Origin of the sequence: Parasphingorhabdus sp. (assembly GCF_039982415.1) — a bacterium.
In the GTDB taxonomy this organism is placed as follows: Bacteria; Pseudomonadota; Alphaproteobacteria; order Sphingomonadales; family Sphingomonadaceae; genus Parasphingorhabdus.
The window spans coordinates 284,003-310,807 of the sequence record NZ_JBDWYL010000006.1; the positions used below are offsets into that span (position 1 = coordinate 284,003).

General features: G+C 52.1%; 24 protein-coding genes. 10 read left to right on the plus strand and 14 right to left on the minus strand.

The features are described 5' to 3' along the window. The first annotated feature begins 5 nt into the window (after positions 1-5). Together purH and ABJU74_RS07090 are read left to right on the plus strand one after the other, a co-directional pair. A complete protein-coding gene (gene purH / locus ABJU74_RS07085) occupies positions 6-1,598 on the plus strand; it encodes a bifunctional phosphoribosylaminoimidazolecarboxamide formyltransferase/IMP cyclohydrolase (protein WP_348383747.1) in 1,593 nt (530 codons plus the stop codon). A gap of 145 nt (positions 1,599-1,743) precedes the next feature. Beyond that, positions 1,744-2,355 carry a PEPxxWA-CTERM sorting domain-containing protein gene (locus tag ABJU74_RS07090; RefSeq protein ID WP_348383746.1) on the plus strand — a complete coding sequence of 204 codons (612 nt, stop codon included), beginning with the start codon at positions 1,744-1,746 and terminating at the stop codon, positions 2,353-2,355. Positions 2,356-2,525: 170 nt separating this feature from the next. Here the strand turns inward: ABJU74_RS07090 and ABJU74_RS07095 are convergent, their stop codons facing one another. Then, positions 2,526-2,924, minus strand: coding sequence for a hypothetical protein (locus ABJU74_RS07095; RefSeq protein WP_348383745.1), 399 nt, complete (start codon positions 2,922-2,924; stop codon positions 2,526-2,528). A gap of 201 nt (positions 2,925-3,125) precedes the next feature. Between ABJU74_RS07095 and ABJU74_RS07100 the strand changes: the two genes are divergently transcribed. Continuing rightward, the gene (locus ABJU74_RS07100) at positions 3,126-3,899 is read left to right on the plus strand and encodes an SDR family oxidoreductase (protein WP_348383744.1); all 774 of its coding nucleotides are present in this window, start codon (positions 3,126-3,128) and stop codon (positions 3,897-3,899) included. 46 nt (positions 3,900-3,945) lie between these two features. Here the strand turns inward: ABJU74_RS07100 and ABJU74_RS07105 are convergent, their stop codons facing one another. The 9 genes from ABJU74_RS07105 to purE all read right to left on the minus strand — a co-directional run bounded on the left by ABJU74_RS07105 (position 3,946) and on the right by purE (position 13,207). Continuing rightward, the gene (locus ABJU74_RS07105; RefSeq protein WP_348383743.1) at positions 3,946-4,353 is read right to left on the minus strand and encodes a DUF3035 domain-containing protein; all 408 of its coding nucleotides are present in this window, start codon (positions 4,351-4,353) and stop codon (positions 3,946-3,948) included. 92 nt (positions 4,354-4,445) lie between these two features. Then, entirely contained in the window at positions 4,446-4,946 is a 501-nt protein-coding gene (lspA, locus tag ABJU74_RS07110; protein ID WP_348383742.1) for a signal peptidase II, read from the minus strand. Then, entirely contained in the window at positions 4,943-7,849 is a 2,907-nt protein-coding gene (ileS, locus tag ABJU74_RS07115) for an isoleucine--tRNA ligase (protein ID WP_348383741.1), read from the minus strand. The genes lspA and ileS overlap by 4 nt, the downstream gene beginning before the upstream one ends. Positions 7,850-7,922: 73 nt before the next feature. Next, positions 7,923-8,906 carry a glycerophosphodiester phosphodiesterase family protein gene (locus ABJU74_RS07120; protein ID WP_348383740.1) on the minus strand — a complete coding sequence of 328 codons (984 nt, stop codon included), beginning with the start codon at positions 8,904-8,906 and terminating at the stop codon, positions 7,923-7,925. Further along, positions 8,903-9,823 carry a bifunctional riboflavin kinase/FAD synthetase gene (locus tag ABJU74_RS07125; RefSeq protein ID WP_348383739.1) on the minus strand — a complete coding sequence of 307 codons (921 nt, stop codon included), beginning with the start codon at positions 9,821-9,823 and terminating at the stop codon, positions 8,903-8,905. Before ABJU74_RS07125 ends, ABJU74_RS07120 begins: the two co-directional genes overlap by 4 nt. Positions 9,824-9,831: 8 nt before the next feature. Beyond that, a complete protein-coding gene (locus tag ABJU74_RS07130; RefSeq protein WP_348383738.1) occupies positions 9,832-11,112 on the minus strand; it encodes a dipeptidase in 1,281 nt (426 codons plus the stop codon). Continuing rightward, positions 11,109-11,603 (minus strand): dihydrofolate reductase, encoded by a 495-nt coding sequence (locus ABJU74_RS07135; RefSeq protein ID WP_348383737.1) that lies wholly within the window; start codon positions 11,601-11,603, stop codon positions 11,109-11,111. The genes ABJU74_RS07130 and ABJU74_RS07135 overlap by 4 nt, the downstream gene beginning before the upstream one ends. A gap of 35 nt (positions 11,604-11,638) precedes the next feature. Then, positions 11,639-12,709, minus strand: coding sequence for a 5-(carboxyamino)imidazole ribonucleotide synthase (locus tag ABJU74_RS07140; RefSeq protein WP_348383736.1), 1,071 nt, complete (start codon positions 12,707-12,709; stop codon positions 11,639-11,641). Positions 12,710-12,718: 9 nt separating this feature from the next. Next, positions 12,719-13,207, minus strand: a complete 489-nt coding sequence (purE, locus tag ABJU74_RS07145) for a 5-(carboxyamino)imidazole ribonucleotide mutase (RefSeq protein ID WP_348383735.1) — start codon at positions 13,205-13,207, stop codon at positions 12,719-12,721. A gap of 326 nt (positions 13,208-13,533) precedes the next feature. On the opposite strand from purE, the gene ABJU74_RS07150 reads away from it, so the two are divergent. Further along, the gene (locus ABJU74_RS07150; protein ID WP_348383734.1) at positions 13,534-14,004 is read left to right on the plus strand and encodes a diguanylate cyclase; all 471 of its coding nucleotides are present in this window, start codon (positions 13,534-13,536) and stop codon (positions 14,002-14,004) included. Between the two features lie 19 nt (positions 14,005-14,023). Here the strand turns inward: ABJU74_RS07150 and gpmA are convergent, their stop codons facing one another. The 4 genes from gpmA to ABJU74_RS07170 all read right to left on the minus strand — a co-directional run bounded on the left by gpmA (position 14,024) and on the right by ABJU74_RS07170 (position 18,668). After that, entirely contained in the window at positions 14,024-14,710 is a 687-nt protein-coding gene (gene gpmA / locus ABJU74_RS07155) for a 2,3-diphosphoglycerate-dependent phosphoglycerate mutase (protein WP_348383733.1), read from the minus strand. A 147-nt stretch (positions 14,711-14,857) separates the two neighbouring features. After that, positions 14,858-15,847: a HupE/UreJ family protein gene (locus ABJU74_RS07160; protein WP_348383732.1), complete on the minus strand. Its 990-nt coding sequence runs from the start codon at positions 15,845-15,847 to the stop codon at positions 14,858-14,860. 7 nt (positions 15,848-15,854) lie between these two features. Beyond that, the gene (locus ABJU74_RS07165) at positions 15,855-16,712 is read right to left on the minus strand and encodes a peptidylprolyl isomerase (protein ID WP_348383731.1); all 858 of its coding nucleotides are present in this window, start codon (positions 16,710-16,712) and stop codon (positions 15,855-15,857) included. A gap of 48 nt (positions 16,713-16,760) precedes the next feature. Next, positions 16,761-18,668: a DUF3604 domain-containing protein gene (locus ABJU74_RS07170; RefSeq protein WP_348383730.1), complete on the minus strand. Its 1,908-nt coding sequence runs from the start codon at positions 18,666-18,668 to the stop codon at positions 16,761-16,763. 544 nt (positions 18,669-19,212) lie between these two features. Here ABJU74_RS07170 and ABJU74_RS07175 point away from each other — a divergent pair. From ABJU74_RS07175 to ABJU74_RS07200, 6 genes are all read left to right on the plus strand, one after another. Then, positions 19,213-21,777, plus strand: a complete 2,565-nt coding sequence (locus tag ABJU74_RS07175) for a TonB-dependent receptor (RefSeq protein ID WP_348383729.1) — start codon at positions 19,213-19,215, stop codon at positions 21,775-21,777. A 119-nt stretch (positions 21,778-21,896) separates the two neighbouring features. Beyond that, entirely contained in the window at positions 21,897-23,057 is a 1,161-nt protein-coding gene (locus ABJU74_RS07180) for an iron-containing alcohol dehydrogenase (RefSeq protein WP_348383728.1), read from the plus strand. Beyond that, positions 23,047-23,490, plus strand: coding sequence for a thioesterase family protein (locus ABJU74_RS07185; protein WP_348383727.1), 444 nt, complete (start codon positions 23,047-23,049; stop codon positions 23,488-23,490). The genes ABJU74_RS07180 and ABJU74_RS07185 overlap by 11 nt, the downstream gene beginning before the upstream one ends. Positions 23,491-23,512: 22 nt before the next feature. Next, complete coding sequence (locus ABJU74_RS07190; RefSeq protein ID WP_348383726.1) at positions 23,513-24,655, plus strand: acyl-CoA dehydrogenase family protein; 1,143 nt, start codon at positions 23,513-23,515, stop codon at positions 24,653-24,655. 51 nt (positions 24,656-24,706) lie between these two features. Next, complete coding sequence (locus ABJU74_RS07195; protein WP_348383725.1) at positions 24,707-25,630, plus strand: DMT family transporter; 924 nt, start codon at positions 24,707-24,709, stop codon at positions 25,628-25,630. Further along, positions 25,608-26,798 carry a crosslink repair DNA glycosylase YcaQ family protein gene (locus ABJU74_RS07200; protein WP_348383724.1) on the plus strand — a complete coding sequence of 397 codons (1,191 nt, stop codon included), beginning with the start codon at positions 25,608-25,610 and terminating at the stop codon, positions 26,796-26,798. The genes ABJU74_RS07195 and ABJU74_RS07200 overlap by 23 nt, the downstream gene beginning before the upstream one ends. Positions 26,799-26,805: the final 7 nt, after the last annotated feature.

A 26,805-nucleotide genomic window follows, 5' to 3' on the forward strand; every position in this document is an offset into this window, starting at 1 on the left:
ATAATATGACCGATACTATCAAGATAAAGCGGGCTTTGCTCTCCGTGTCCGACAAAAATGGTCTTGCTGAACTGGGTCAGCAACTGGCGGCAATGGGCATTGCGCTTATTTCCACGGGCGGCACCGCCAAGGCTTTGCGCGATGCCGGTCTCGAAGTTGCCGATATTTCTGATGTTACACATTTCCCAGAGATGATGGATGGCCGCGTAAAAACCCTGCACCCGAAGGTCCATGGCGGTCTGCTCGCCCGGCGGGATGATGCGGATCATGTCGCATCGATGGAAGAGCATGATATTGCCGGGATCGATCTGGTCGTCGTCAATCTTTATCCTTTTGCCCAAACCGTGGCAAAAGGGGCTGACCGTGATGAGATTATCGAAAATATCGATATTGGTGGTCCCAGCATGGTGAGAAGTGCTGCAAAAAATCACGATTTTGTGACCATTGTTACCGACCCGTCAGATTATGACATGTTGCTCGCTGAACTGAACGAAGGTGCCGGCGCCACCAGCATTGATTTCCGGAAAAAAATGGCCGCCAAAGCCTTTGCCGCCACAGCCCGCTATGACGGCATGATCGCCCAATGGTTCGGATTTGCTGATCAGCAACAAATCTTCCCGGCCACATTACCCTTGACAATGAGCCGGCCCACTACGCTGCGCTACGGTGAAAATCCGCATCAAATGGCCGCGCTGTATCTCCCCGATGGACCTTCCGCCCAAGGCATTGCCCAAGCGGAACAATTGCAGGGCAAGGCGCTCAGTTACAACAATTATAATGATGCCGATGCTGCCTTGGAGCTGGTCAGCGAATTTCGTGACGGCCCGCCTACTGTTGTCATTGTCAAACATGCCAATCCGTGCGGCGTTGCCAATGGCGAGACAATTTTGGATGCTTATCACCAAGCCTTGGCCTGTGATAGTGTTTCAGCCTTTGGCGGTATCATTGCGGTCAATCGACCCTTGGACGGCGCGGCGGCCGAAGCGATGACCGGAATTTTTACTGAAGTGGTTTGCGCCCCGAATGCCGATGCGGAGGCGCGCGCGATATTTGCGAAAAAGAAAAATCTGCGGCTGTTGTTGACCGGTGAACTGCCGGACCCGGCGAGAACCGGTATGGCTATGAAAACAATTGCTGGCGGCTATTTGCTGCAATCACGCGACAATGGTCAGTTGCAAGAAGCGGATCTGAAATGTGTCACCAAACGCGAACCCAGTGCGCAAGAAAAAGCCGATTGTCTATTTGCCTGGACGGTAGCGAAACATGTGAAATCCAATGCGATTGTTTATGCCAAAGACGGGTCGACCGCCGGTGTCGGTGCCGGTCAGATGAACCGGCTTGAATCGGCACGCATAGCGGCCTGGAAAGCAAAAGACGCGGCGGAAAAAGCGGACTGGAGTGAAGCGCGGACGATCGGTTCGGCGGTGGCTTCGGACGCTTTTTTTCCTTTTGCCGATGGACTCATGGCTGCGGTCGAGGCCGGCGCCACAGCGGTCATTCAACCGGGTGGATCAATTCGCGATGAGGAAGTGATTGCCGCAGCAGACGAAGCGGGTCTGGCAATGCTATTTACCGGGATGCGTCATTTCCGGCATTAAGGGTAGAATTCTGTCACATCCCTTGTCCCATTATGGGACTGAACGAAATTGCACAATGGTTTAAAATTTGTTAACAGTTGAAAGGGTTCGTAATTTAGCGGCATGCTGGGCTATCTGGTCGGCAAGCCCAGACAAAGGGATAAACATGAAAAAAATACTTCTTGCCTCCGCTGTGATGGCAGCCGCGGGCATGACTGCGCCGGCTCAAGCGGCGAATATTCTGGCCAATGGTGACTTTGAAAGCGGCGATCTATCGCCCTGGTTTCAGGACCGCGAATTTGGCGGTACGGTGGACTGGGCAGCCGGTTCGAGCTTCGCTCGGACAGGCGCATTCGGCGCCGGAAATTTCGGTAATTTTGAATTGCGTCAGGATTTTGCTGGCGTAGCTGCCTCATCCATTACCGAAGCCTCGATCTGGGTCCGGCACATGAATTCAGCTGGTGGCGCAGCTGTGGCGTTTGCCTTCTTTTATGATGACAGTACGGAAGATCAATTTGTTCTTTCTACATCATCGGCAGATTACGAATTTTTTGACCTGACCAGCCAGCTGGACTTGTCGAAAACACTGGTTGCCTTCTCACTGTTCGGCAATAGCGGTGCCAATGTCGAAGCCGCTATCGACGATGCGCAGATCCTGACTGCCATGGGTGCGGTGCCAGAGCCAGCAACATGGGCATTTATGATCTTCGGCTTTGGGGCTATTGGTTCTGCCATGCGTCGCCAGCGCAAAGTTAACGTAAAAGTCAGCTACGCTTAAACAGCACTAGCAACAGAAAAGAAAAACCCCGTCGGAGTAATCTTCGGCGGGTTTTTTCATGGTCGCGATGAGGAAGTGATTGCCGCAGCCGACGAAGCGGGTCTGGCAAAGCTATTTACCAGGATGCGGCATTTCAAGCACTAGCCGCACCGTTAATTTTCTTCGACCGCTTATTGGTCTTTATCGGAGGGATCATCCCGCACAATATCCGCAAATTCAGTCGTAATGGCCAACAAGGCCCAGACGCCTAGGGTCGGCAAAAGTTTTGGCGGCAAGCCGACAATGGGGTCGCTACTGTGATCCATTTTCCACATACCAATTAGGATCAAGCCGAGCACAAAAATGCTCCAATATCGACGATCGGAATAAGTGACGAAAAGAATCGACGTGACCGCCGTTGAGGTGATGATGAGCAGCAAGATATAATCTTTGGTTGCGATATCACCTATGCTGCCCAGACTGATTCCAATCACCGCACCAAAAAATATATTTAGCGCATTGATCGAGGCTTCATATTCCTTTTGGGTGAATTTGAAGAGATTGTTGAATTTTTCGTAGAGTTTTTTCATGCAAAAATTCTTCCTTCTCTGGACGCCGCTATAGCATTGTTGATCTGCTATAGAGCCTGTGATCGTCTATCCTCAACCTATTGTTTAAACGGAATTATCGCTTTCATATTAGACATGGCAGGCACGGCCTAGCCCGGCGGCGCAACCAGACCAGATTATCGCCTCTATACATCTGCACCCTGTTCGGCCAAACTGCTGCTCATGAAACTCGATCTGGAAAATAAAACCGTCCTTGTAACGGCTGGCAGCAAAGGCATTGGTCTGGCCACGGCGCAAGGCTTTCAAAATTGCGGCGCTCAAGTCGCCATTTGCGGACGCTCGCAGGAAAATCTCGATGCGGCTGCCGCAATATTGCCAGAGGCGGTCCTGCTCAAAGGCGATGTCTCGCAAGCCACGGATATCGAACGGGTGGTACAAAACGTATCCGACCGATTGGGCGGTATCGATATATTGGTCAATAATGCAGGCGGCCCGCCGCCAGGTTTATTTGCCGATCTTCCCGATTCGGCTTGGGATGAAGCGGTTCAATTGACGCTCATGTCGGTCATACGGGCGACGCGTCTGGTCTTGCCGCATATGCGCGCCCAAAAATGGGGCCGTATCATCAATATTTCCTCTTCCGGTGTGAAACAGCCCGTACCAGGTCTGACTTTGTCCAATAGCATTAGAATGGCCGTATTGGGTTGGGCCAAGACGCTCGCCAATCAGGTCGCGGGCGATAATATATTGGTCAACACCGTATGTCCCGGCTTTACCAATACCGACCGGGTCACCCAAATATTAGCAGCGCAATCCAAAGCGTCGGGCAAAAGCACAGACGAAATTGCCGCCGGAATTGCAGCGCAAATTCCGATGCAACGTATTGGCGAGCCGGAAGAAGTCGCCAATCTCGCTGTTTTTCTGGGATCACAAGCCGCTAGCTATATCACCGGTACGGCGATCCAAGTCGACGGCGGATCGGTCCAAGGTTTTTAAAAGCGCACTAAAATCTCACGATCTCGCGATCGGGCCAGCCCCGAAACTATTCTGGTGTTGCGGCTTGTGCGCTTTGGCCATCGCCTTCCGGAGCCGCGATAATATCGCGGGTGACACTGCCCTTATCGACTGTGAAGGTTCCGGTATCTCCGACAGAAGATCGGATGCCAGCGTCGGCGCTACCGGCCTGACCAACAATCGCGGACTCGGTGACACTGCGGGCTTGAGAACCGCCAAACATCGCCTCCAATGTCTGTTGCTGAATTCCACCCGCTTGAGGGCGTGGTTGGCCTGGTTGAGGCGGAGTCAGCGCGAAATCGGGTGGGATAACCAATGGAGGCTGCCGTGACACCGCAAATTCATCTGGACGATCCCGGTCAAACAAACCGCTGGAACCGCAAGCAGACAGTCCAACGAGTGACGTAAGGCTGATAGCAATTACTGATTTACGCATATTCACTTCCCTAGATTTCGTTCGGCCTTCAATATTTCCATAAAGCCTTTGGCGGGCTCTTTGCCATGGGTCAACTGTCGCCAAGCTGAATATTATTCCTCTTCCGGCTTCTCGCGTATTAACAGCGCGCGTGCAAGCAGGATTACCACTCCGATCGAAATACAGGCATCGGCCACGTTGAAAATGAGAAACGGACGGAAACCCCCGATATGCAAATCCGCAAAATCGGCGACATATCCAAGCCGCGCGCGATCGAGAATATTGCCCATCGCCCCGCCCAGCACAAAGGCGAGTGCGATAATGTCCCATTTCGCCTTTTCGCGCCACATCCAGATGAGCACGGCGACTCCGATCAAACCCGTCAATGCCACTAAAGCCCAGCGTTGAAAGTCGGTGGAAGCAGTTAAAAAGCCCATCGATACGCCATAATTTTCCGCCCAGGTCAGATTGAAAAACGGCAGCAATTCAATCTGACCTCGCGCTTTGAGATCAAGCGGATACATGACCATGAATTTGGTAAACTGGTCCAAGGCAAAGATCGCCAAGGCGACAAATATGCCGGTAATTCGATATTTTGATAGAGCATCATTCATGCGCTCAACACCTCATCACAACGGCCGCATAGCGCACCATCTTCTGCTACATCGGGCAGCAGACGCCAACAGCGCCCACATTTGCTGTGCCCGGTTTTGATCACCGTGATGTCAGCGCCATTTTTAACATCAGCAACAATACATAATTCCGCAAATTCAGCCGAATCAATGGGCAAGTCAGCCATCGGATAGGTCACCTCTGCTTCCAGGCTGGAGCGAATGGTTTTCTCTCGGCGCAGCGGTTCAATCGCTTCGGTGACATTGATCCGCGCGGTGCGGATATTTTCCCACTTCCCAGCGAGGCTCTCATCCGTCCATGTCGCATCAACTTCCGGCCATTCTTTCAAGTGGATCGAGTCCTTCTCATCAGGGAAACGGCTTTGCCAAATCTCCTCTGACGTAAAGACCAGCACCGGTGCGATATAGCGGGTTAGCGCATGGAACAATATATCCATGACCGTTCGGTAAGCCATGCGCTTGGGATCATCCGGCGCGTCGCAATAGAGACAATCCTTACGGATATCAAAGAAGAAGGCGCTGAGATCATCCTGCGCAAAGGCGGTCAACTCGCGCATGTAAGGACCAAAGGCGAAGTCATTGACATGCTGTTTCAGCTTCGCATCCACTGCGGCCAAACGGTGGAGAATATAGCGCTCCAGCTCCGGCATGTCCGCCACAGCGACGCGTTCACTTTCGGTAAAATCGTTGAGGCCGCCGAGCATATAGCGAAACGTATTGCGCAATTTGCGATAGCTGTCGGTAACGCCTTTGAGGATTTCATCGCCGATCCGGTGGTCTTCGGTGAAATCGACGCTGGCAGCCCACAGGCGCAGGATATCGGCGCCATTGACGTTGATAATCTTTTGCGGGTCGAGCGTATTGCCGAGCGACTTCGACATTTTCTTGCCGTTTTTGTCGAGCGTCATGCCGTGGGTCAGCACGGCTTTATAAGGTGCACGGCCTCGCGTCCCGCAGGACTCGAGCAGGCTCGACTGGAACCAGCCGCGATGCTGGTCGCTGCCCTCCAGATAGAGGTCAGCAGGGGTCTGATGATCCGCCCATTTGCCGCTTTCCAGCACGAAACTATGCGTGCAGCCGCTGTCAAACCAAACGTCAAGAATGTCGGTGATCACTTCATAGTCATCGAGCCTATATGCGTTACCCAGAAATTCCTGATGATCAGCATTAAACCAGGCATCCGCGCCGCCGGTTTTAAACGCGGCGATAATCCGTTCGTTGACCGCCGGATCGTTGAGATATTCACCGCTCTTGCGATCAACATAGAGCGCAATTGGCACACCCCAGGCACGCTGGCGGCTAAGTACCCAGTCGGGGCGGCCTTCGAGCATGGATTGCAGGCGGCGATGGCCGCGCGCGGGGACGAAGCGGGTCTTGTCAATTTCTGCCAATGCCGTCTCGCGCAGGGTGGCAGCAATGCCTTCGGCATGGCCAAGGACAGTCTCGCCCTCTTCGTCTTCAATCGGTTGGATCTGACTGGGCGCGGTCAGCGGCTCGTCCATCGGTACAAACCATTGCGGGGTGCAGCGATAAATAATCTTGGCCTTGGAGCGCCAACTATGCGGATAGCTATGCTGGAAATCATCACTGGCCGACAGCAATGCGCCCGCTGCCCGCAAATCTTCACAAATCGGGCCAGTGCTGCTGACAAATTTCTTGTTGATCACGCCGCCTGCGCGCTCATTCCCTCGTGGCAGCCAGTCCCAATCCTCGCGATAGACACCGTCGGCATCGACGGCGAATACCGGGTTGATGCCATTGGCCTTGCAGAGTTCGAAATCATCCTCGCCATGATCGGGGGACATATGGACAAGGCCGGTGCCCGCTTCGGTGGTGACGAAGTGCGAGCCATCAAGGAACGGGCGCGGTTTGTTGTAGAAATCGCTGTCTGGCAAGGTGACCGCCATTGGGTGAACAGCTAATGTTTCTTTCAGGTCCGCACCTTTATAGCGCTTTACGACTGACAATTTGGGGTGTGTATATTCTTTGTTCGCTGACAACCGGTTCTGGAAACTGTCCAAAAGATCATATGCGATGAGATAGCGATCTCCACCGCTTACAACACAATCGTCATCGATTTGTTCATGTAAATCGACGAGAGCATATTCAACATCTGCCCCATAAGCGAGCGCCTGATTGACCGGAATCGTCCATGGTGTGGTCGTCCAGATCACCGCATACGCACCAACTAGCTCTGGACAATTCGGCGCTTCGACAATCTCGAACGCCACATCAATTTGCGTCGACGTGATATCCTCATATTCCACTTCCGCTTCCGCCAGCGCGGTCTTCTCAACCGGCGACCACATCACCGGCTTGGCGCCGCGATAAAGCTGTCCCGCTTCCGCAAACTTCAGCAGCTCCGTGACAATCGCCGCTTCGGCGTCATAATCCATGGTGAGATAAGGCTTATCCCACTCAGCCAACACGCCCAGCCGCTTGAATTCCTCGCGCTGGACATTCACCCATTTGTCCGCATATTCGCGGCATTCGGCGCGAAACTCGCTCGCCGGGACTTCGTCCTTGTTGCGCTTTTTCTTGCGATATTGCTCTTCGATCTTCCACTCGATCGGCAGGCCATGACAATCCCAACCGGGTACGAACGGCGCGTCCTTGCCGAGCAGATTCTGGCTGCGCACCACCAGATCCTTGAGTGTCTTGTTGAGGCTATGACCGATATGGATATTGCCATTGGCATAAGGCGGACCATCGTGAAAAATGAATTTTTCCCGGCCAGCCCGCGCTGCGCGCAGCTTTTCATAAAGTCCAATATTCTGCCAACGCTCCAAAATGGCCGGCTCCTTATTGGCGAGGCCGGCTTTCATCGGGAAATCAGTTTTCGGCAGGAAAACCGTGTCTTTATAATCTGGTGCATTATCAGTCATGATTGGCGGGGATTAGGCGAGGCGAGGCGCGGGTGCAAGCGGGATTTCATCCAGGCTTGATCACCGCTAATGGCTAGCGAATAAGCGCTGGTCCGACCTTGCTAATATCCTCAACCATCACATAGCCATTAAAGCTCACGGGAATGTCCGCCAGCTGGTTGCCATAAGTCAGACCGCGCGTGGACTCGCGGTCGTTCATTGGGCCGATAATCAGCGTCCGCGCGCCAACCGCTTCCATCCGCGCGGTGGTGCGATTGGGCCATCCGGCAAAAGCCCATTGATAATCGAGCGGCACCACCAACGTCCCATTTTTGCAGCTATCCGGGGTGATACCGAGCCAGCCCATCCATGCATAATCTTTGGTGCAGGCTTTTACTCCCGGTTTCGACCAGGCCCAAATACCGGGAATCAGTTCTTTCATGCGTTGCACTGGCGCTTCACCGCCGTAAAAACCATCGCCTTCCTTGAGGGAATCGCGCCCAGCAGCCTTGAGTATCGCATAGAGCTGATCGGCTTCATCCGGATTTTTGCTTTTGAAGTTGAACAAAAAAGGTTTGAACGTTTCCGAGGCCAGTGCCTGTTCCACGGTCGGTATTTTGCCAACGCCTTTGCCGCGTAGGGGAAAGGTTTTTCCACCATCAGCCGAATAGCCATAGCCAATGTCCAGCCCCTGCAATTCCGCCAGCGTAAGGTCGCGCGTATTGCCTTTTCCTTCGGTACGGCAATCGACGGTCCAGTCATGAAACAGCACCATATTGCCATCTTTGGTAGGCGCGACATCCACTTCAACCATATCAGCTTTCATCCCGACAGCGGCGCGAATAGAATGGATCGTATTCTCGAATATTTCGCGTTCTTCTTGACCGGGCAACATGCGTACAGCTGTGCAATCATCGCGGCCTATGCCGGTCGGATCATAAATATGGTGGACTCCGCGATGGGCGATCATTTTAAATCGCCCCTCCGGTGCAGGTGCCCATCGCGAATTGTTCAGCAAAGACACAATCAAGAAGAGCATCCAGAGACCGCCCAGCCCCCACAAAAGCATCTTCTTCATGCCAGCCTTTCCTTGGCCTCGGCACAATCTTTTGCCATTTGTACCATCAGGCTATCCAGATCATCAAACTTGGCTTCGCCGCGTAGAAAATGATGTAATTCCACTTCGATTACCTGCCCATACAGATCTTCTGCAAAATCAAAAAAATATGGCTCAAGCAATTCTTTGGGGGGATCAAAAGTCGGACGGATACCGAGATTAGCCGCTCCCTTGACCACGCGGCCATCGGGCAAGCGGCCTTTCACGGCATAAATTCCATATCGCGGCCGCAGATATTGTCCGATATCAATATTGGCGGTGGGATATCCCAATTTGCGCCCATTTTTATCGCCATGGATAACCGGACCGGAAATGGCAAAAGGGCGAGTTAATAATTGTGTTGCGGTTTCACAATCACCAGCTTGCAAAGCCGCCCTGATCCGGCTGGAAGATATTGTCTCGACGCTATCGCTGACCGGGCCGACGGCCTTAGTTCTGAGGCCTAGCGGCGCACCCAATTCGGTCATCAAAGCGACATTGCCAGCCCGGCCCTTGCCAAAAGTGAAATCTTCGCCAGTGACAATGCCTGCTGCGCCAAAGCGATTGACGAGCAGCTCTTCAACAAAATCTTCCGCGCTGGTGCCCGCCAATTCTGCACCAAATTCAAAAACCAGCATGGCATCCGCCCCGGCTTGGGTAAACAAATGTTCGCGCTGGTCGAGGGTGGTTAAACGAAAAGGCGCAGCATCGGGTTGAAAATGGCGGACCGGGTGGGGGTCAAAAGTGGCAATGATCACGGGACGCTGTTCAACACGAGCCCAATCAATCGCCGTTTGTGCGACCACTTGATGGCCCTTGTGAAACCCATCAAAATTACCCAGCGCGATAATCGCACCGCGTAGATCGCCTTCAATTCTGTTTTGCCCACTCAACCGCATGATCGGGGCTATTGACCAGTTTCGCGGGATTGTTCAACCGCTTGTTTGGGTAAATCTTTGAACGGGATCAAGCCTTGGCGCAAAACCCGCAGCGCGTTACCACCCATAACAGCGCGAATTTCCGCTTCGGTGAAGCCGACATCCACCAACGCCTGTGTGATATGGACAATGCCGCTTGTGTCGAAACGCGTGGTCACCGCGCCATCAAAATCGCTCCCCAATGCGGCATGTTCAATGCCGACCAGATCGCGAATATGTTTGGCAGCTCTTGCCACAGATTTGGGATCAGTGTCGCACATTGCTCCGGCCCAATAGCCCAGACCGATAACGCCTCCCGTCGCGGCGACACCCTTAATTTCTGCGTCGCTGAGATTGCGGTTAACGCTGCAAACAGCCTGAACGCCCCCATGGCTAGAAACCACAGGACGGCGCGCCATTTTCAGGATGTCATCCACAGCTTCATGGCTGCTATGGGCAATATCGACAATCATGCCTTTATCTTCCATATCCTGAACAATCTGCCAGCCAAAATCTGTAAGACCGCCTTTATCCTCACCATGCATCGATCCCGCCAGAGCATTATCAAAAAAATGGACCAGCCCCGCCATGCGCAGGCCAGCCTCATATAGTGTGTCGAGATTTTCGCGCTTGCCTTCTAGCGTTTGCAGACCTTCGGCGGAAAACAATACGCCGATAATATTTTCCTTTCTGGAACGCGCCATCGCCAAGCCTTCGACATGACCGGATGTGCTGATCGCTACCAGCGCGCCGTCGGATGCCGTGACCGCGCGATCGAGTTTTTGAGCATGGTAAAGTTGGCGTTCGAGCAACGAAAACCAAGTTCGCATGGGTTGCAGCTGCGCGATGGTCAATAAGGTTATATTGTCGCTATCGGCGCTGTTTCGATCGTAATTTTGGTCTTTCGGGGTTTTGGTGACGCTCGAAAAAATTTGCAGGCCGACATTGCCCTTCTGCATCCGCTTTAGATCGACATGGCCATAGTCGACAGCATCGGTGATCGGGCGTTTCCACAATAAGGTATCAGCATGCAAATCAACAATCACAAGGCTATCATGCAATGCTTGTACTTCTGGCCGTATCTCGGGAAGAGGCTGGTTTTCAGTTGTGTTAAATTGCGATTCGATTGCGCGGGAATCATTGGAAAGTTCAGGCAGATAATCGGGTTCCACCTTGTTCGTCTGTTTTTCGAATATAGCCGGTGCGAAAATGAAAAAGGCGAGCGCCAATATAACAGTAATGGCCAAAACCCCTCCCACAAGGCGCTTCATCTATCTTTCCTTTTCAAGGTCACGAAAGAATAGCCTGGCTGGCCATTATTACTCCCGTGGCTTTCCCGTTCGATTTCTTCCCAGTGAGCGGGATCAAAAGCCTCCATCACCGTGTCACCCTCGGCATCCATATGCACTTCGGTGAGCGCAATGCTATCTGCCATGGGCAGAAACAGCCGATAAATTTCAGCGCCGCCAATAATCGCAATATGCGGAGCATTGGCCATTTTCAGCGCATCCTGAATATCATGGGCTACCTCGGCACCTTCTGCTTCCCATTCCCGATCATGAGTCAAAACAATATGACGTCGCCCAGGTAACAAGCCGGGCAAGCTGTCAAACGTCTTGCGCCCCATGATCATCGGCTTGCCCATGGTCATGGATTTGAAACGCCTTTGATCACTCGGTAAGCGCCAAGGAATAGTATCTTGGTCGCCAATGACACCATTGTCGGCACGCGCGAGAAACAAAATAATTTCTGGATGATTCATGCGATCCGCCTAGCCCAGATCAAATCCCGTGCAAATCAGAAAAATAATTTCGTGACATGCCCCATTTTACGACCTGGGCGACTTTCCCCCTTGCCGTAGAGATGCAGATGATTGGCCGGGTCCGCTAGAAGCGCTTGCCACTGATCCGCTGTCCCGCCGATGAGATTATCCATAGCCACATGATCCGCTGCCAAGCCGGGATCGCCAAGGGGAAGGCCGGTGAGAGCGCGGATATGATTTTCAAATTGGCTGGTTACCGCCCCTTCGATCGTCCAATGGCCGCTATTGTGCACCCGCGGAGCCATTTCATTGAACACTGGTCCGTCCGCTGTAGCAAAAAACTCACAGGTCAAAACACCAACATAGCCCATCGCATGCGCCATTTTGCTGGCTAGGGCGCGCGCTTTTTCTTGTTGTTCGACAATTTCAGCTGGCGCTGGAACCAATGATTGCGCCAATATTCCATCCTCATGAATATTATGCGGCGTATCCCAATAGCATATTGATCCATCCTGTCCGCGGACCAAAATGACAGAAAATTCATGTGAAAAAGTCACAAAACCTTCGGCCACACTCGGCTGGTGACCAACGGTTTCCCAATGCGGTGCGAGGGAATCACCCGGTTTGATCCGCGCCTGCCCCTTGCCATCATAGCCCATGCGGATCGTTTTCAATATGGCTGGCGTCCCTATTTTTTCGATGGCTTGCTCTAGGGATTCCAAATCAGTGACCTCGGCAAATGCCGCGGTGGTCCCGCCATGGACCCGCGCAAATTCTTTTTCGGCAATCCGGTTTTGAGCAATATCCAGCGCTTTTACCGGCGGATAGAGCGGTGCGAGCCCGTCAATCTCGGCAAGCGGTGCAACCGGCAGATTTTCAAATTCAAATGTGAGCACATCACAGGATCCGGCAAATTGCCGCAAAGCGGTAATGTCATGGTCTTCTGCACAGGTAAATTCGGCGGCCACTTCCGCAGCCACGCTTTCCTTATCCGGTGCATATATATGGCAACGATAACCCAGCTGCGCCGCGGCCATGGCAAGCATCCGGCCCAATTGACCGCCACCCAATATACCGATGGTGGAACCAGGAGGAAGCGCGGTCATCGTCTTGGCTTATTCCGGTTGATCGGCGACAGCCGCGCTTTGTGCGCTTCGCCACGCATCAAGACGTTCGCCCAGTTTTTCGTCATCATTGGCCAAGATGGCAGCGGCCAGTAACGCCGCGTTTTTAGCACCCGCATCGCCAATGGCCAAAGTGCCCACCGGGATACCGGCTGGCATTTGTGCAATCGACAATAAACTGTCCACGCCGTTGAGCGTTCGTGATTGGATGGGGACACCCAAAACCGGTACCCGGGTCATCGCCGCAACCATACCCGGCAAATGGGCCGCGCCGCCAGCGCCAGCAATAATCGCTTTCAGCTTTCGCTCCTGTGCTGCTTTGGCATAAGCATAAAGCCGGTCCGGCGTGCGATGGGCGGAAACAATTTTGACCTCATGAGCCACGCCCAGCTTTTCCAGAATTTCAGCACCCAAGCGCATGGTCGGCCAGTCGGACTGGCTGCCCATAATGATTCCAATTTGTGGGTTCGCTTCGGTCATTTTTGCACCTGAATAGTGTCGCGGAAGCGCAATCGTTTAGCCTTGAATTGTCTTACACGCAATGCAGCAATGATTAAGCGCAAGCATTTCTCGCTATAGTATCACAAAAAACGATGGCTTAGGTGTCTTCACTATCAATCTTGTTGACTAGATAGGCTTTATCAAATTAGGAGAACTACAGTGTAAATATTCGTAAATAAGAATAACACAGCGGGGCAGTATATTTATCCATGAATATATACAGAGATAATTTGGTAAACATATATTGGTCTATTGGATCAGCCTTCATTCTTACAATAATTTTGTAAACAGAAGAGCAGTCCAAAATGGAAAAAATAACCAATAGAGATCTATTAGCAGGATTGATAAATCGAGAAGAATTTATTCAAGCCTTGGAAAAACGTATCGAGCGTTGCCAGCGCTATGGCGACAATACCGCCTTGCTCTTTCTTGATGCCGACCGAACGCCGCCTGATCCGCACGATAAGAGCTGCAATGATGCGCTAAACGAGACGCATCGCCTGGCTGCAATATTGCAAGATAATATCCGATCGCGCGATTTGGCAGCAAAAATTGGCCACAATAATTTTGCCCTGTTGCTGGACAATCTCGACGCCGATCAAGTGGAAGCAAAGATTCTTGCGCTAATGGAGCGGTTTGACGCGGCCTATCTGGACAGCGAAGATGGCAGCGATAAACCGGCGATGTCCATCGGCTATAATTTCATTGGACCAGCGGACAGCGTCACCACGCTTATGTCCCGAAGGGATGAAGCGGTCTATCGATCAGAAAAATAATCAAGTACCAGCGGAATGCTTACCGCTCTGATAGATAATAACGGTCTTTCTCGTTCAGATCATCATCAAGATCATAAATAATCGGCTGGCCGGTGGGAATTTCCAAACCGGTTATTTCTTCATCCGAAATGCCAGACAAATGTTTGACCAAGGCGCGCAGGCTATTGCCATGAGCAGAAATTAACACCCGTTTGCCAGACTGCAGCTCAGGTGCAATGCGCGTTTTCCAATAGGGTAATACCCGCGCGATAGTATCTTTCAGACTTTCCGTCGCCGGTACTTCTATGCCCGCATAACGCGGATCTGATGTCATTTGAAATTCACTGTCAGCGGCCATCGGAGGAGGAGGCGTATCAAAGCTGCGGCGCCAGATATGGACTTGCTCATCCCCATGTTTATCACGGGTCTCCTGCTTGTTCAGACCCGTGAGTCCGCCATAATGGCGTTCATTCAAGCGATAGTTTTTCTCCACCGGAAGCCAAAGCCGGTCCATTTCACCAAGGGCCAAATTGAGAGTTTTAATCGCCCGGCTTTGCAAGCTAGTGAAACACAGATCGGATTCAATGCCCTTTTCCTTCATCAGACGGCCAGCCGCCTTGGCTTCTTCAATGCCTTTTTCTGTCACATCAACATCCCACCAACCGGTAAATCGATTTTCCAGATTCCATTGCGACTGACCGTGACGAAGGAGGATGAGTTGAGGCATAAATTGTCCTTATGTAACTGTTCAGCCCTTTGTAGCGACGAACGCTTTTCCCGCCAAGCAGGATATTGGCCCCATCTTATTCTTGTGTTCGCGCTGCCATAGTCCGCTGTATATTATTTTTCTGCTTCTACAGAAAACCGGCACCCGTTAAAATATCCGGGTCAGCGTAAAAAAAGCCCCCAAAATCCCAACGGCGTAAACCGCTGGCCATTCCAGCCATTTGCGCTGCTCCAGTCCGCTGCGGCTGGCTAACCACATCACCAACAAAAGCAAGGCCACGAACAGCAGCTGCCCCAGTTCAACGCCCAGATTAAACAATAACAAAGCCCATAATTCTTGATCTTTCGGCAGCCCAATATCGGCGAGTGCACCAGCAAAACCGAGACCATGCAAAAGACCAAAAGCCAAGGCGACAAGCCAGGGCTGCCGGATTGTTATGCTGGTTTTGCCGGACCATTTGCGGACCACCTCAATTGCAAGGAAAAATATCGACAACGCAATAAGAAGCTCAACCGGTTCGCTCGGCAAGGCGAGATAGCCAAAGGCCGTAATGGCAAGCGTGATGCTGTGCCCCAAGGTGAATGCAGTCACTACCCATAGCAATTGCCGAATCGGCGTCAGCAGCAAAAGCCCCAAGAGAAATAGCAAATGATCCCATCCCAAAAGCATATGTTGGGTGCCAATGAACAAATAGGCCGCAGCGGAGGAATCGCGCTTTTCGCCCAGATCAAGCTGAGGGCTGGCAGGACGTAAAATATGAGTCGTTTCTGCGCCATCGCCAGTCCGGATCCGGACAAATACATCGGTCAGGGTCCGGTCGAGACCCTCTATCGCAATATACCCTCGATCGAGACTGCAGCGCGTGTTCCACCGCTCGGCGACGACATTTCCAGAAATTATCTGTTCAGTCTGGGCTGGAGCACGGCATTGTGCTGGCAATACGGGTCGCATTTTGAGCTTGCGCCCTGATAAAATCGGCTGTTTCCAGAGCACAGAAACAGTTCCATCCACCTCTTGCACGAGCTCTAACGCCGCTGGACGAATTTCGTGGGCGTATACGGGCATAGCGGTCAAAGTCGTCAAAGCCACCCAAAAGAGACCGGCAAAAAATAGCATTGCGCGGATATTTTTTCGCAAGATCATCTCACTGAGAATCTCTCGGCGCATCGCCATCGGTTTCGATAACAACCGTATATCGGTCAACCAGATCAGCCAAAGCGGCTTGCTTTGCCTTGCTGTTTTGATCGTCCTGCCACGCGGTTAAGATCTCCGCCTTTATCGGTTCAAACGCAGCGCGCGCGGCGCCGTCAATCGCTTCCACTCGCACCAGATGCAAACCAAATGCGGATCCCAATGGTGCGCTCCATTGGCCTTTTGGAAGTGTGAACACAGCCTGCGCAAAATCCGGTCCGAACAGCCGCGTGACCTCCGTTTCGGGAAGAGCCGCATAGCTTCTTTTTTGAATGAACGGATCCCCCAGACCTTTCCAATTTTCTCCCGACTGCACGGCAATGCGCGCATTCTTGGCAACCGCGTCAATGCGATCCCCGTATTTTTCGGGACTGAAATAAATATGGACAAAGCTGCGTCGTTCGGGCGCGGCAAATTGCTCCTGATTCGTCTCAAACCACCGCTTCAACTCCGCGTCAATTGGTGTGCCCACCTCACTGTTACCACTGATCAGAAAATCCATCTTCTGCGCCAGCCGCCGCTTTATGATGGTATCGCCCTCTCCCAATCCCAGCCGCTCTGCTTCGCGGACCAAGGCTTCTTGCTGGACATATTGGTCGATAATTTCCTGTCGGTCTTGTCCCGTTGGCAAGCGGCCTGCCGTATTCGCCCAAAGCACACTCAATCGCTCAATCTCAGCAGCGCTTACCGTTATCGTGCGCCCTTGAGAGCCCTGATAGCTGGTCCAATAGGCATTAATCGCAACCAGAGCGGCCCCGATCAAAAGAAAATGCGCAATCGGATCAGCAATGGCTTTTCTAAGGATGTTCATCCCAATTCCCTAAACAAAACCCGCTTCCGATCATTGGCCATTCGCCGTTCAAGCAGGCGTTGGTACCAACCAAATCGGAGATGACCAAGCCCGTTCCTGAATGGTTTTTTGCAAGGCTGGATTCGGAGGAACACCAGCGCGCAAAGCGTCCCAAGTGGACCAACGACAGACGGGATTTTCAAGCACGCGCACATAATAAGATGCGCGTTGTCCGGAGGCATGTTCCGGATCCCGCCAGAATGTTTTCAACTCAGGCGCGCCTTTGTCGGTCGAAATCGAGCAATCCGACAGATTAACCGTGGCGCCATTATCCGGACACCGAGCGGTGCCTGGGTCCACCGCGCCGCCATCGGAACAGGCGACATCGAAAACCTTCTCATTAATCTTACCATTGTCCGTCCACACTTTGACAATTTGCAGCCGCTGCAGAGGCGCGCTCATCGCATCCCGCATCGCCCAGACAATGAAGCCTGGTGCGTCTTCTTGACCGATCAAGTCACCGCCCATCGCGACGCCGTTTTTATAGGCCTTTGCGACCATGTCCGGGTCATCCAGCATGGATTGATCAAAACCAAAGCCGCCGAAAAACCGCAATTTGATTCGCGTTCCGGTGGTGGCGTAGGTTTCCTTGCGACGCATCGCATCAAATATGGCTTCGCGGGTGTTTTCTTCTGCCCATACCGCGGCATAGCCAGAGGCACCCCACCGCGAGAACCAGCTCGCCGCTCTGGGATCAAGCGTCACGCCTTCCCAGCTTTTCTTCCCGCCCGGTGGGACCGAACCGCGCGATTCCGGTGTTCCATCCACCACGCCCACTTTGGACCAGAAATTCTTTTCATCGAAAGACCCGCCAGCGACATGGCTGTCAGTAGACCCGATCAATCCAAATTTATACGGGTTGCCGCCGGTTTTCTCTTCGAGCAGCAAGCCATTGGCATAAGCCTCTCGGATATAGCTCCCCTGCACTTTGGATTTAATCTGTGATGACAATAGATATTCATAAATTCCAAAATCTGCCCATTCATCATTGGGAGACAAAGACGGATGGGTTTCTGACGTTCCTTTGACCTGGGTAATCTCAGCAATGGGTTCATTGCGCATGCGCTGATCGGCATAAGCTTTGGTCAGCGCTTGCCCCTGATATGTTTCCAGCTTGAACATTTCGCCATCCGACACGTTGCTATTGTGTGGAATAGACAAACCATCATGACCGGCTGCGCGTTGATCATCCATCCAATTCCACAAATCTTCCGGATTGGTCGAATCCAGCGTGCCGAACGGCATGTCGGGTGCTGATCCGCGGAACACGACATTGCGGTGGAGATTGCCGCCAGCAAAGCCACCGCCCTCGCCTTGCGTTACCCGCGTCGCAGTATATTCATAAGCCGCAAAAGTCGTGAACTTGCCCGGCTGATTATATTTTTCCGCCGCGGCAATCGTTGCTTGCCAAACATCACCAGTGATTTTGGGGTCATAGACACCTTCCATTTTTCGGCCGTCTCTGACGGCCCCCCCGATGAGCTGGAAGGCAGCGATAATCTTGTCGGGATCCGCACTGAACATGTCCTTGGCCATATCCAGTTTCGAAATTTCTGTTTCCGGATTGTCCATCGCGGGCAAATGGCCGAGATAAGCCGCGTGATCCGTGACGGCCATAAAATCCAGAGCCGGACCTTCGAGCTTCAAATCATAACCAGAAGGATGGGTGATACCCTCACCCATCCCAAATTTATACGCATCTTCCGGTGTTGTCCGAACGTTGAAAATATAAGCATCAAAACTGTTGCGCGTATGAATATGCAAATCGCCAAAATAGACATTGCGATTGGGATTGGGTTGCTCCGCTGTTTCACCGGGCGCCAGCGCCGTCCCGGACTGATCGCTTGTATCGTTACCATCTATACAGCCAGCAAGCGCCGCGCTTATCGCGACAAGACCCCAAAAATTGCGTGTCATACTGTCCCCTCCTGCAAGCCCCGCTATACGGGTGCTGCTGTTTTGCCTTTCACATATTGATCCATCATAAAAAATGCACAACCACGCGAAACGCTTGTTCCCCTAATATCACAAAATTCAAAATTCTGCGCCGAGCTTGCGCCCAATGGTTGATTTAATGACGCGATTAAATGACTTATGCAAGCGTAACCGCAGCATATAAGACCATTCCCCACCCACCCCACTGAAATGGCCGTGTTGCGGTTGCATTGGTTCCCTCATTTCACGCAGCCATAGGCTCGCCGCCGATGCTGCGTAACATGCATCTTATATGCAACAGCGGATGATTGTTTCAGTTGATAGCCCGTGAATTGGCGGCATTTCATTGTATCATATTTACCACGGCTAGCCATTTTCTAATGGGAAACATAGATATCCGCTTGATTTAATGGCTCTGTTAAACGACCTATGCATTTGTAACCGACGCAAACAAGACCAGAGTCCTTCCCCATAATACCGGGACAAACGGCAAGCATCGGTGAATGTACAACGGGAGAGAATGATTATGAAAAGTTTGAATCGCGTCCTTATGGCAGCATTGTGCACGAGCGCAATGACCGCGCCAGCCTATGCACAAGATGCCGCTGTTGAAGAAGTGGATGATAATGTCATCATCGTGACGGCCACGCGCCGTGCACAGGATGTGCAAGATATTCCGCTCGCTGTGACCGCAGTGAGCCCCGCTCAACTGGAACAGCAGGGCGTTGTAAACGTTCAAAATATCGGCAGCGTTTCGCCAAGCTTCTCAACTTCTAATGCGCAGATCGCATCGGGTTCAGTTGTTTTGCGTATTCGCGGCGTTGGTACAACTTCGAACAATATTGGCTTTGAATCCGCAGTCGGCATCTTTATCGATGGCGCCTATCAATCGCGGCCTGGTATCGCGTTAACGGAATTTGTGGATGTGGAACGTGTTGAAGTTCTACGCGGCCCACAAGGCACGTTATTTGGCCGCAATACCTCGGCTGGTGCTTTGAATATCACCAATGTCCGCCCGGATTTGAATGAATTTGGCGGATTTGCAAATGCGACCTATGGTAATTTTGACTTGGTTAACGTCCAGGGCGCAGTAAATCTCCCGATTGTACAGGACAGTGTAGCGCTTCGTGTAACTGGTGCGTACCGGCAGCAAGATGGGACATTGGACGTGTTGGATCGGAATGGCACTGACATTGGATCCACTAACGACGTTGATCAATTTCTTATTCGCGCTCAACTTGGCTTCGAATCCTCTGGCGGGATCGAAGGGCGCTTGATCGGTGACTATTCGCGCAGCACATCAAGTTGCTGCGGCGCTGTCGAGCTTCTTCAAGGTACCGTTGAGACCGGCGGCGGCTTTGCTGCGGTTGGTCTGGGTGCTCGTGGTGGTCAATCCACGCCAATTTTTACCGATAATCCGAACGATCAGTCTACCATCACTGATATTTTGGAAGACCGGGTTACAACGGCAAGCTTTCTCCCGGTCGCTGAAGTAGATCAATGGGGTATCACCGGTGAAATTACGGTTCCCATTGGCGATACGGTTGATGCAATTTTCATCGCATCTTATCGGCAGTTCGACTCCACTGAGAATTATGATTCTGACTTTACCGGTTTGGACATCTTCGACATTGACGATCTGTCCACGTCGATTGATACCTTTACCGCTGAGCTTCGGTTCCAGGGAGAATTGTTTGATGGGCGCTTAAACTGGCTTGTCGGTGGTTTCTATTCCGATGAAACCATTGATTCATCGACGACCGCATCTTTGGGCGCTGACTATGATGCTCTTGCCGGTGCGCTATTCGGTGGCGCCGCTGGACCAGCGCCACTTGCCTTGTTCAGTGGTCAAACACCCAATGGTATTTCTAATACAAATAATTTCGAACAAGACAGCGAAAGCTATTCGATATTTACGCATAATTCTTTCGAAATCGCTGATGGTTTGGAACTGACCGCCGGTTTGCGTTATTCGAACGAAAGCAAGACAGGAGGATTTTCGCAATCTGCTGTAAATAACCCTGTTTGTAGTGCGATTATCAGCAATGTTGGACTTGGCGTCGTGCCTCCAGGAGCGGCACCTGCTCCCCCATTAGGCACGGCCTTGGGTAATGGCTTATTTGGTCTCGGTTGTTTTGCTTTTACAGCACCAGCAAACTTGCCCACAGCTGGCGCAATTCCTACGCCCGTTACTTTTGCCGGTACCACCTTCGATGACGATGAGTTTATTTATACATTGAAGGCTTCTTATGAATTTGCGGCACCCATAAATATCTATGCCAGCTTCACCCATGGTTATAAATCTGGCGGAATCAATTTGGATTCAACAGCCGCAATTGCTGGTGCAGACCCAACCTTCGCGTCTGAAGAAGTTGATGCCTATGAAATCGGTTTGAAAGCCAAGTTTCTTGATGGCGCAGTGACTTTCAATCTCGCTGGTTTCCATGAAGAATTTTCGAACTTTCAGGTTCTGGAATTTACCGGGGCCCAGTTTGAAACTTTCAACGTACCGACGGCATTGTCTACCGGTGTTGAAATTGAATCGGTCATTCGTCCAACCGACGGGTTAACGATCAATGCAGGCTTGACGTGGACGGATGCACGTTATCCGAACGATTGTGATGATGGTGATGCTCTTGCTCCAGTGAACGTACAAGGGCTTTGCGGTAACAGTCTTACCAACGCACCAGAACTCGTTGCCATTTTAGGAGCAACCTATACGCAAGACTTTTCGGACAATTTGAATTGGTTTGTTAATGGCCAAATTCGTACGGAAAGTGATCGTCGGACATCGACCCAAGCAATTATTTTGCCAAACGCTGCGGCGATTGCCGCCGCCGGAAGTATTCCTGCTGCGATTGACAACGCTTCGCCACTTCCGTTCGATGTTCAGGATGGCAATATCAAAATCAACCTGCGCGCAGGGCTCGGTAGTCAGGACAAATCTTGGGGAATTGAGGCTTGGGTTCAAAACCTGACAAATGAAGTTACACGCGGTGTTACCTTTAATACGGTACTGCGCGGGACATCTCGGTCTGCCTTCATCCAACAACCGCGGACATTTGGTGTAACGCTTCGCGGTGCATTCTAAAACCATATAAGAATTGGGGGCATTTCGTCACCACAAGAAGGGGCCGGATTTTCCGGCCCTTTTTTTGTGCGTGCGCAAAGTCCGTTGCACGGCGCCCCGATCAATGCAAAAGTCACAGCATGGATAATTATAGCTTTCAAACTGTTCCGGTTTTGCATTTTGGTGCCGGCAGTCTTTCGCAGCTCGTCGAACAAATTACCGCATTGGGCGCGTCCCGGCCGCTGATCGTGACGGACCAGGGCATCATAAAAGCCGGCCTGATAGCCCCCGTTGAAAAAGCCCTTGCGAGTTCCGGCATAGCCGCGCTAATTTTTGATGGTGTGATTGCCGATCCTCCCGAGGCCATTGTCGAGCAAGCCATTAATATGGCGCAAAGTGCGAAAGCCGATATTATCATCGGTCTGGGGGGCGGCAGTTCACTCGACACCGCCAAAATTGTTGCGGCGCTGGCGGTCGATGGCGCCCAGCCGCTGTCCGAAATTTACGGGGTTGGCGCATTGGCCCGCAAAGGTTTGCCGACAATCCTCATTCCCACAACATCGGGTACCGGATCAGAAGTCACCGCCATTTCCATTTTAACAACTGGTGAAACCACCAAGGCCGGGATTGTATCTCCTCATTTATTTGCCGATGCCGCGATTTTGGATCCTGAACTGACAGCAGGTCTGCCGGCAGATGTCACCGCCGCAACAGGCATAGATGCCATGGTTCATGCGATTGAGGCCTATACCGGCCGTCATGCCAAAAACCCAGTTTCCGATATGCTGGCCATTGAAGCTCTGAAATTGCTAACCGGCCATATTGAAGCCGCATGTACCGATGGCACTGATATGGTCGCTCGCGAAGCGATGTTGCGCGGCTCGATGTTAGCGGGACAAGCATTTGCCAATAGTCCCGTCGGTGCCATCCATGCGCTGGCGTATCCGCTCGGCGGAATTTATCACATTCCACATGGTCTTTCCAATGCGCTCGTGATGCCGCACATCATGCAGTTTAATCTGGACAAAGCAGCCACGCTTTACGCGCAATTGGCTGATGCGCTCAATATTCCCGGGGCCGAATCAACCAGCAGCGAAACCCGAGCCCAAGCACTGATTGACTATCTCGAAAATTTAGCGGTTACCGTATCCGCTCCCCGGCGACTGCGCGATGTCGGCATCGCAGAAACTGGTTTGGAAGAACTGGCCGAAGCCGCAATGCAACAGACAAGATTGCTGATCAACAATCCCAAAGAATTGGATTTGGAAGACGCCAAGCGGATATATGCCAATGCCTGGTAAAACGCGCTCAGTCCCGGCTTCCTGGAATGACTATAAGGCAGGCTCTGCGATTACCACGCGCTGGAATGACAATGACCCTTATGGCCATATCAACAATGCGGTTTATTATTTCTGGTTTGATTCCGCCGTCAATCGCTATCTCATCGAACAGGGGGTGCTTGATATTGAAAATAGCAAAGTCATCGGCTTGGTCGTGCAGACAAGTTGCGAATATTTTGCGCCCATTGCTTTTCCCGATGCGGTGGAAGCGCGAATTCGGGTTGAAAATCTAGGGCGGACCAGCGTTACTTATGGCGTTGGTCTATTTCGCGGCGATGAAAAAACCGCTTCCGCGGCGGGCAATTTCACGCATGTCTATGTCGATCGGGAAAGTCGGCGCCCCACTGCTTTGGCGCCACCCTTGCGTTCTGTCCTGGAATTGATAACAGTTTAACTGATCAATTAAGGAACTGAATATGCGTCACGCAGCCGATACGGAAGAACGTCAGCAATTTCGAGAGATGACGCGGCGATTTACCGAAACGGAATTACAGCCCTTTGCCAATGAATGGGATGAAGCGGAGCAGATACCGTGGGACATTCATGAAAAAGTCGGGGCACTGGGCGCCTGGGGCTTTGGGGTCGCAGAGCAATATGGTGGGCTCGGCTTTGACGATATGTATATGCGCTGTATCTGGGGTGAGGAAGCCGCTCGGGCGCATAATGGCGGAACCCTTGCCGCATTGGGCGGCCGCAGTATTTCCATCGGACCGATTGAGAAGCTCGCCTCCCAAGACATTAAGGATCGCATTCTCAAAGATATTGTTCTGGGGCGCAAAGGTTCCAGCCTTGGTGTGACCGAGCCTGGTGGCGGTTCGGACGTAGCCAATATGAAAACAACCGCTCGGCAAGATGGCAATCACTGGATTATCAACGGATCAAAAACATTCATCACCGGCGGGATGACCTCAGATTATTTTGTGGTCGGCGCTCGCACTGGCGGAGAAGGTTTAAACGGCATTTCACTTTTTCTTGTCGAACAAGATATGGAGGGATTTTCCCGAACAGCGCTGGACAAGAAAATGGGCTGGTGGGCGTCTGATCAAGCGACACTTTATTTTGATGATGTCCGTGTCCCGGCCAGCAATATGCTCGGTGACGAAGGGCGGGGCTTCATCCAGATCATGCATAATTTCAACTATGAGCGCTTGGGAATGGTGGCCCAATGTCTTGGGATGATGCGGGTCTTGCTCGAAGAATCTATCCGCTATGCCCAGGAGCGGGAAACATTTGGAAAACCGCTGAGCCAGCATCAGGTCATCCGGCATAAAATTGCCGAAATGTCCGCACGCGTCGACGCGACCGAAGCCTGGGTCAACCAGATTTGCTTCCTTTCCGAAAATGGACAAATGCCGGTCGACCAGATCTGCAAGGCGAAGTTTTTCAGCACCAAGAATCTCGAATATTGCGCCAGCGAAGCGATGCAAATCTGGGGTGGTGCCGGCTATTTGCGGGGCAATGTGGTCGAGCGTTTTTACCGCGAGGTCAAAGTCATGGCCATTGGCGGCGGCTCGGAAGAAATCATGCGCGATCTGGCCGTCCGGCAAATGGGACTTTGACGCGGACAACGCGATTCCTGTCTGGACATGGCTCGATCATGAGCCGATAGCATGTCGGTGACTGAGCAACCGAAAACCTTAAAGCCCAACAATGCACCATTGCTGCCGACAGGGTCGGTCTTGCTCGGGCTTGCATCATTTTCCGCGATGGATGCGGTTATGAAAAGCCTCAGCCTGAGCCTGGGTCCATATAACGCGATATTATGGCGCTATGCTGCGGGCCTTGTGATTATTGCTATCCTATATTTTTGGCAGCGACCAAGTTGGCCCGATCGCGAGATCATGAAAGTCCATGTTTTGCGAAGCGTGATGATCGTTTTCATGGCCTATCTTTTCTTTTGGGGACTCACTCGGGTACCACTTGCCGAAGGTGTCGCGCTCAGTTTTATCGCGCCGCTAATTGCACTCTATCTTGCGGCCATTTTTCTGAAGGAATCAATCCACCCAAAGGCGATATGGGCCTCTCTTTTTGGCCTGTCTGGGGTAGCCGTAATCGCTTATGAAAAACTAACTGGAGACTATCCGACAGACACGCTCTGGGGTTTTGCTGCAATTTTACTATCAGCGATATTATATGCTGGAAATCTGGTGATTCAGCGATATCAAGCGATGCGGGTTGGCCCGATTGAAGTCAGCTTCTTTCAAAACCTGATTGTCTTTCTGGCATATCTCGCTGTCGCACCATGGTTTGCCATTGTGCCGGAATATTCCGCTTGGCCTACGATATTGTTGGCGGCGACGCTGGCGATTGTTTCAATCCTGCTTATCATGTGGGGCTATGCGCGCGCCGAGGCCCAATTGCTGGTCAATCTGGAATATAGCGCCTTCATCTGGGCGGCTCTATTGGGTTGGGTATATTTTGATGAGCCGGTCACGGTCTCCACCGTGTTTGGAACAGCTTTGATCGTTGCAGGCTGCATCATGGCAACCCGCCGCGGCCGACCTGTCGCTCATGTCGAAACAACTGCTATTTGATATGGTGCTAAAGATCAAAAATCGAGATGCGCGGCGCTTGTGGCTGGATCGCCAAGGTCTTGCGCCGACCCCAACGGGCCGACTGGATCTGTTGCAAATCATCAAGGATCTGGGATTTGTCCAGCTCGATACCATCCGCAATGTGACCCGAGCCCATCATCATATTTTGTGGAGTCGCAACCAAAATTATCGCGAACCCATGCTCAATAATTTATTAGCAAATCAGCGCGAGATATTTGAACATTTCACGCATGACGCGTCGGTCCTGCCGTTGGACATATATCCCTATTGGCAGCGGCAATTTCAGCGCCTCGGCGCGCGCACTGCCGCCCATAATGAAATGAGCGCTAACGCCGTTGCTGCGATGCAGGCCCGGATTGCAACAGAAGGCCCGCTATCGACCCATGCCTTTGACACCAAAATAAGCGGAAAAAAGGAAATGTGGGCCCGTCCGCCCCATAAACGCGCTTTGGATCATCTTTGGTATGCCGGCAAATTGACGACGGCCCATCGTGAGAATTTTATCAAATATTATGATCTAACCGAGCGTGTCATCCCGGAACAGTATCGCCAACCCACGCATAGCGCTCAAACGCAAATTCATTGGCTTTGCAAGGCGGCACTGGACCGACTGGGCATGGCGACGTTGGGCGAGATCCAGAGATTCTGGGCAGCCGTAGATACCAAGGAAGTGCGGTTCTGGGCCGCTGCAGCCGCCGACCAACTCATCCCCATTTCGGTGGAGTCGACCACCGGAGACTGGACAGATATGGTGGCGCCAGCAGATATCGAAACGCTACTCGACCAAGCGCCCGCGCCGTCCACACGGCTGCGCATTCTCAGCCCGTTTGATCCCGCCATTCGGGATCGCACGCGCTTGTTGCGTTTGTTTGGATTTGACTATCGGATCGAGATATTCGTTCCCGCAGCCAAGCGGCGCTGGGGCTATTATGTTTATCCGCTACTCGAGGGAGATCGCTTTGTCGGCCGCATTGAACTCAAAGCCGATCGCAAAGCGGGTCTATTGAAGGTGATTCAAATCTGGCAAGAACCATCTGTCCAATGGACAAAGGCCAGAAATAAAAAATTGGATGCAGAATTAGTCCGCTTGTCGCGGTTTATCGGCGCCGAGACAATAAAGTGGCAATGCGGCCGGATAACTGGCTAGTTGGCGC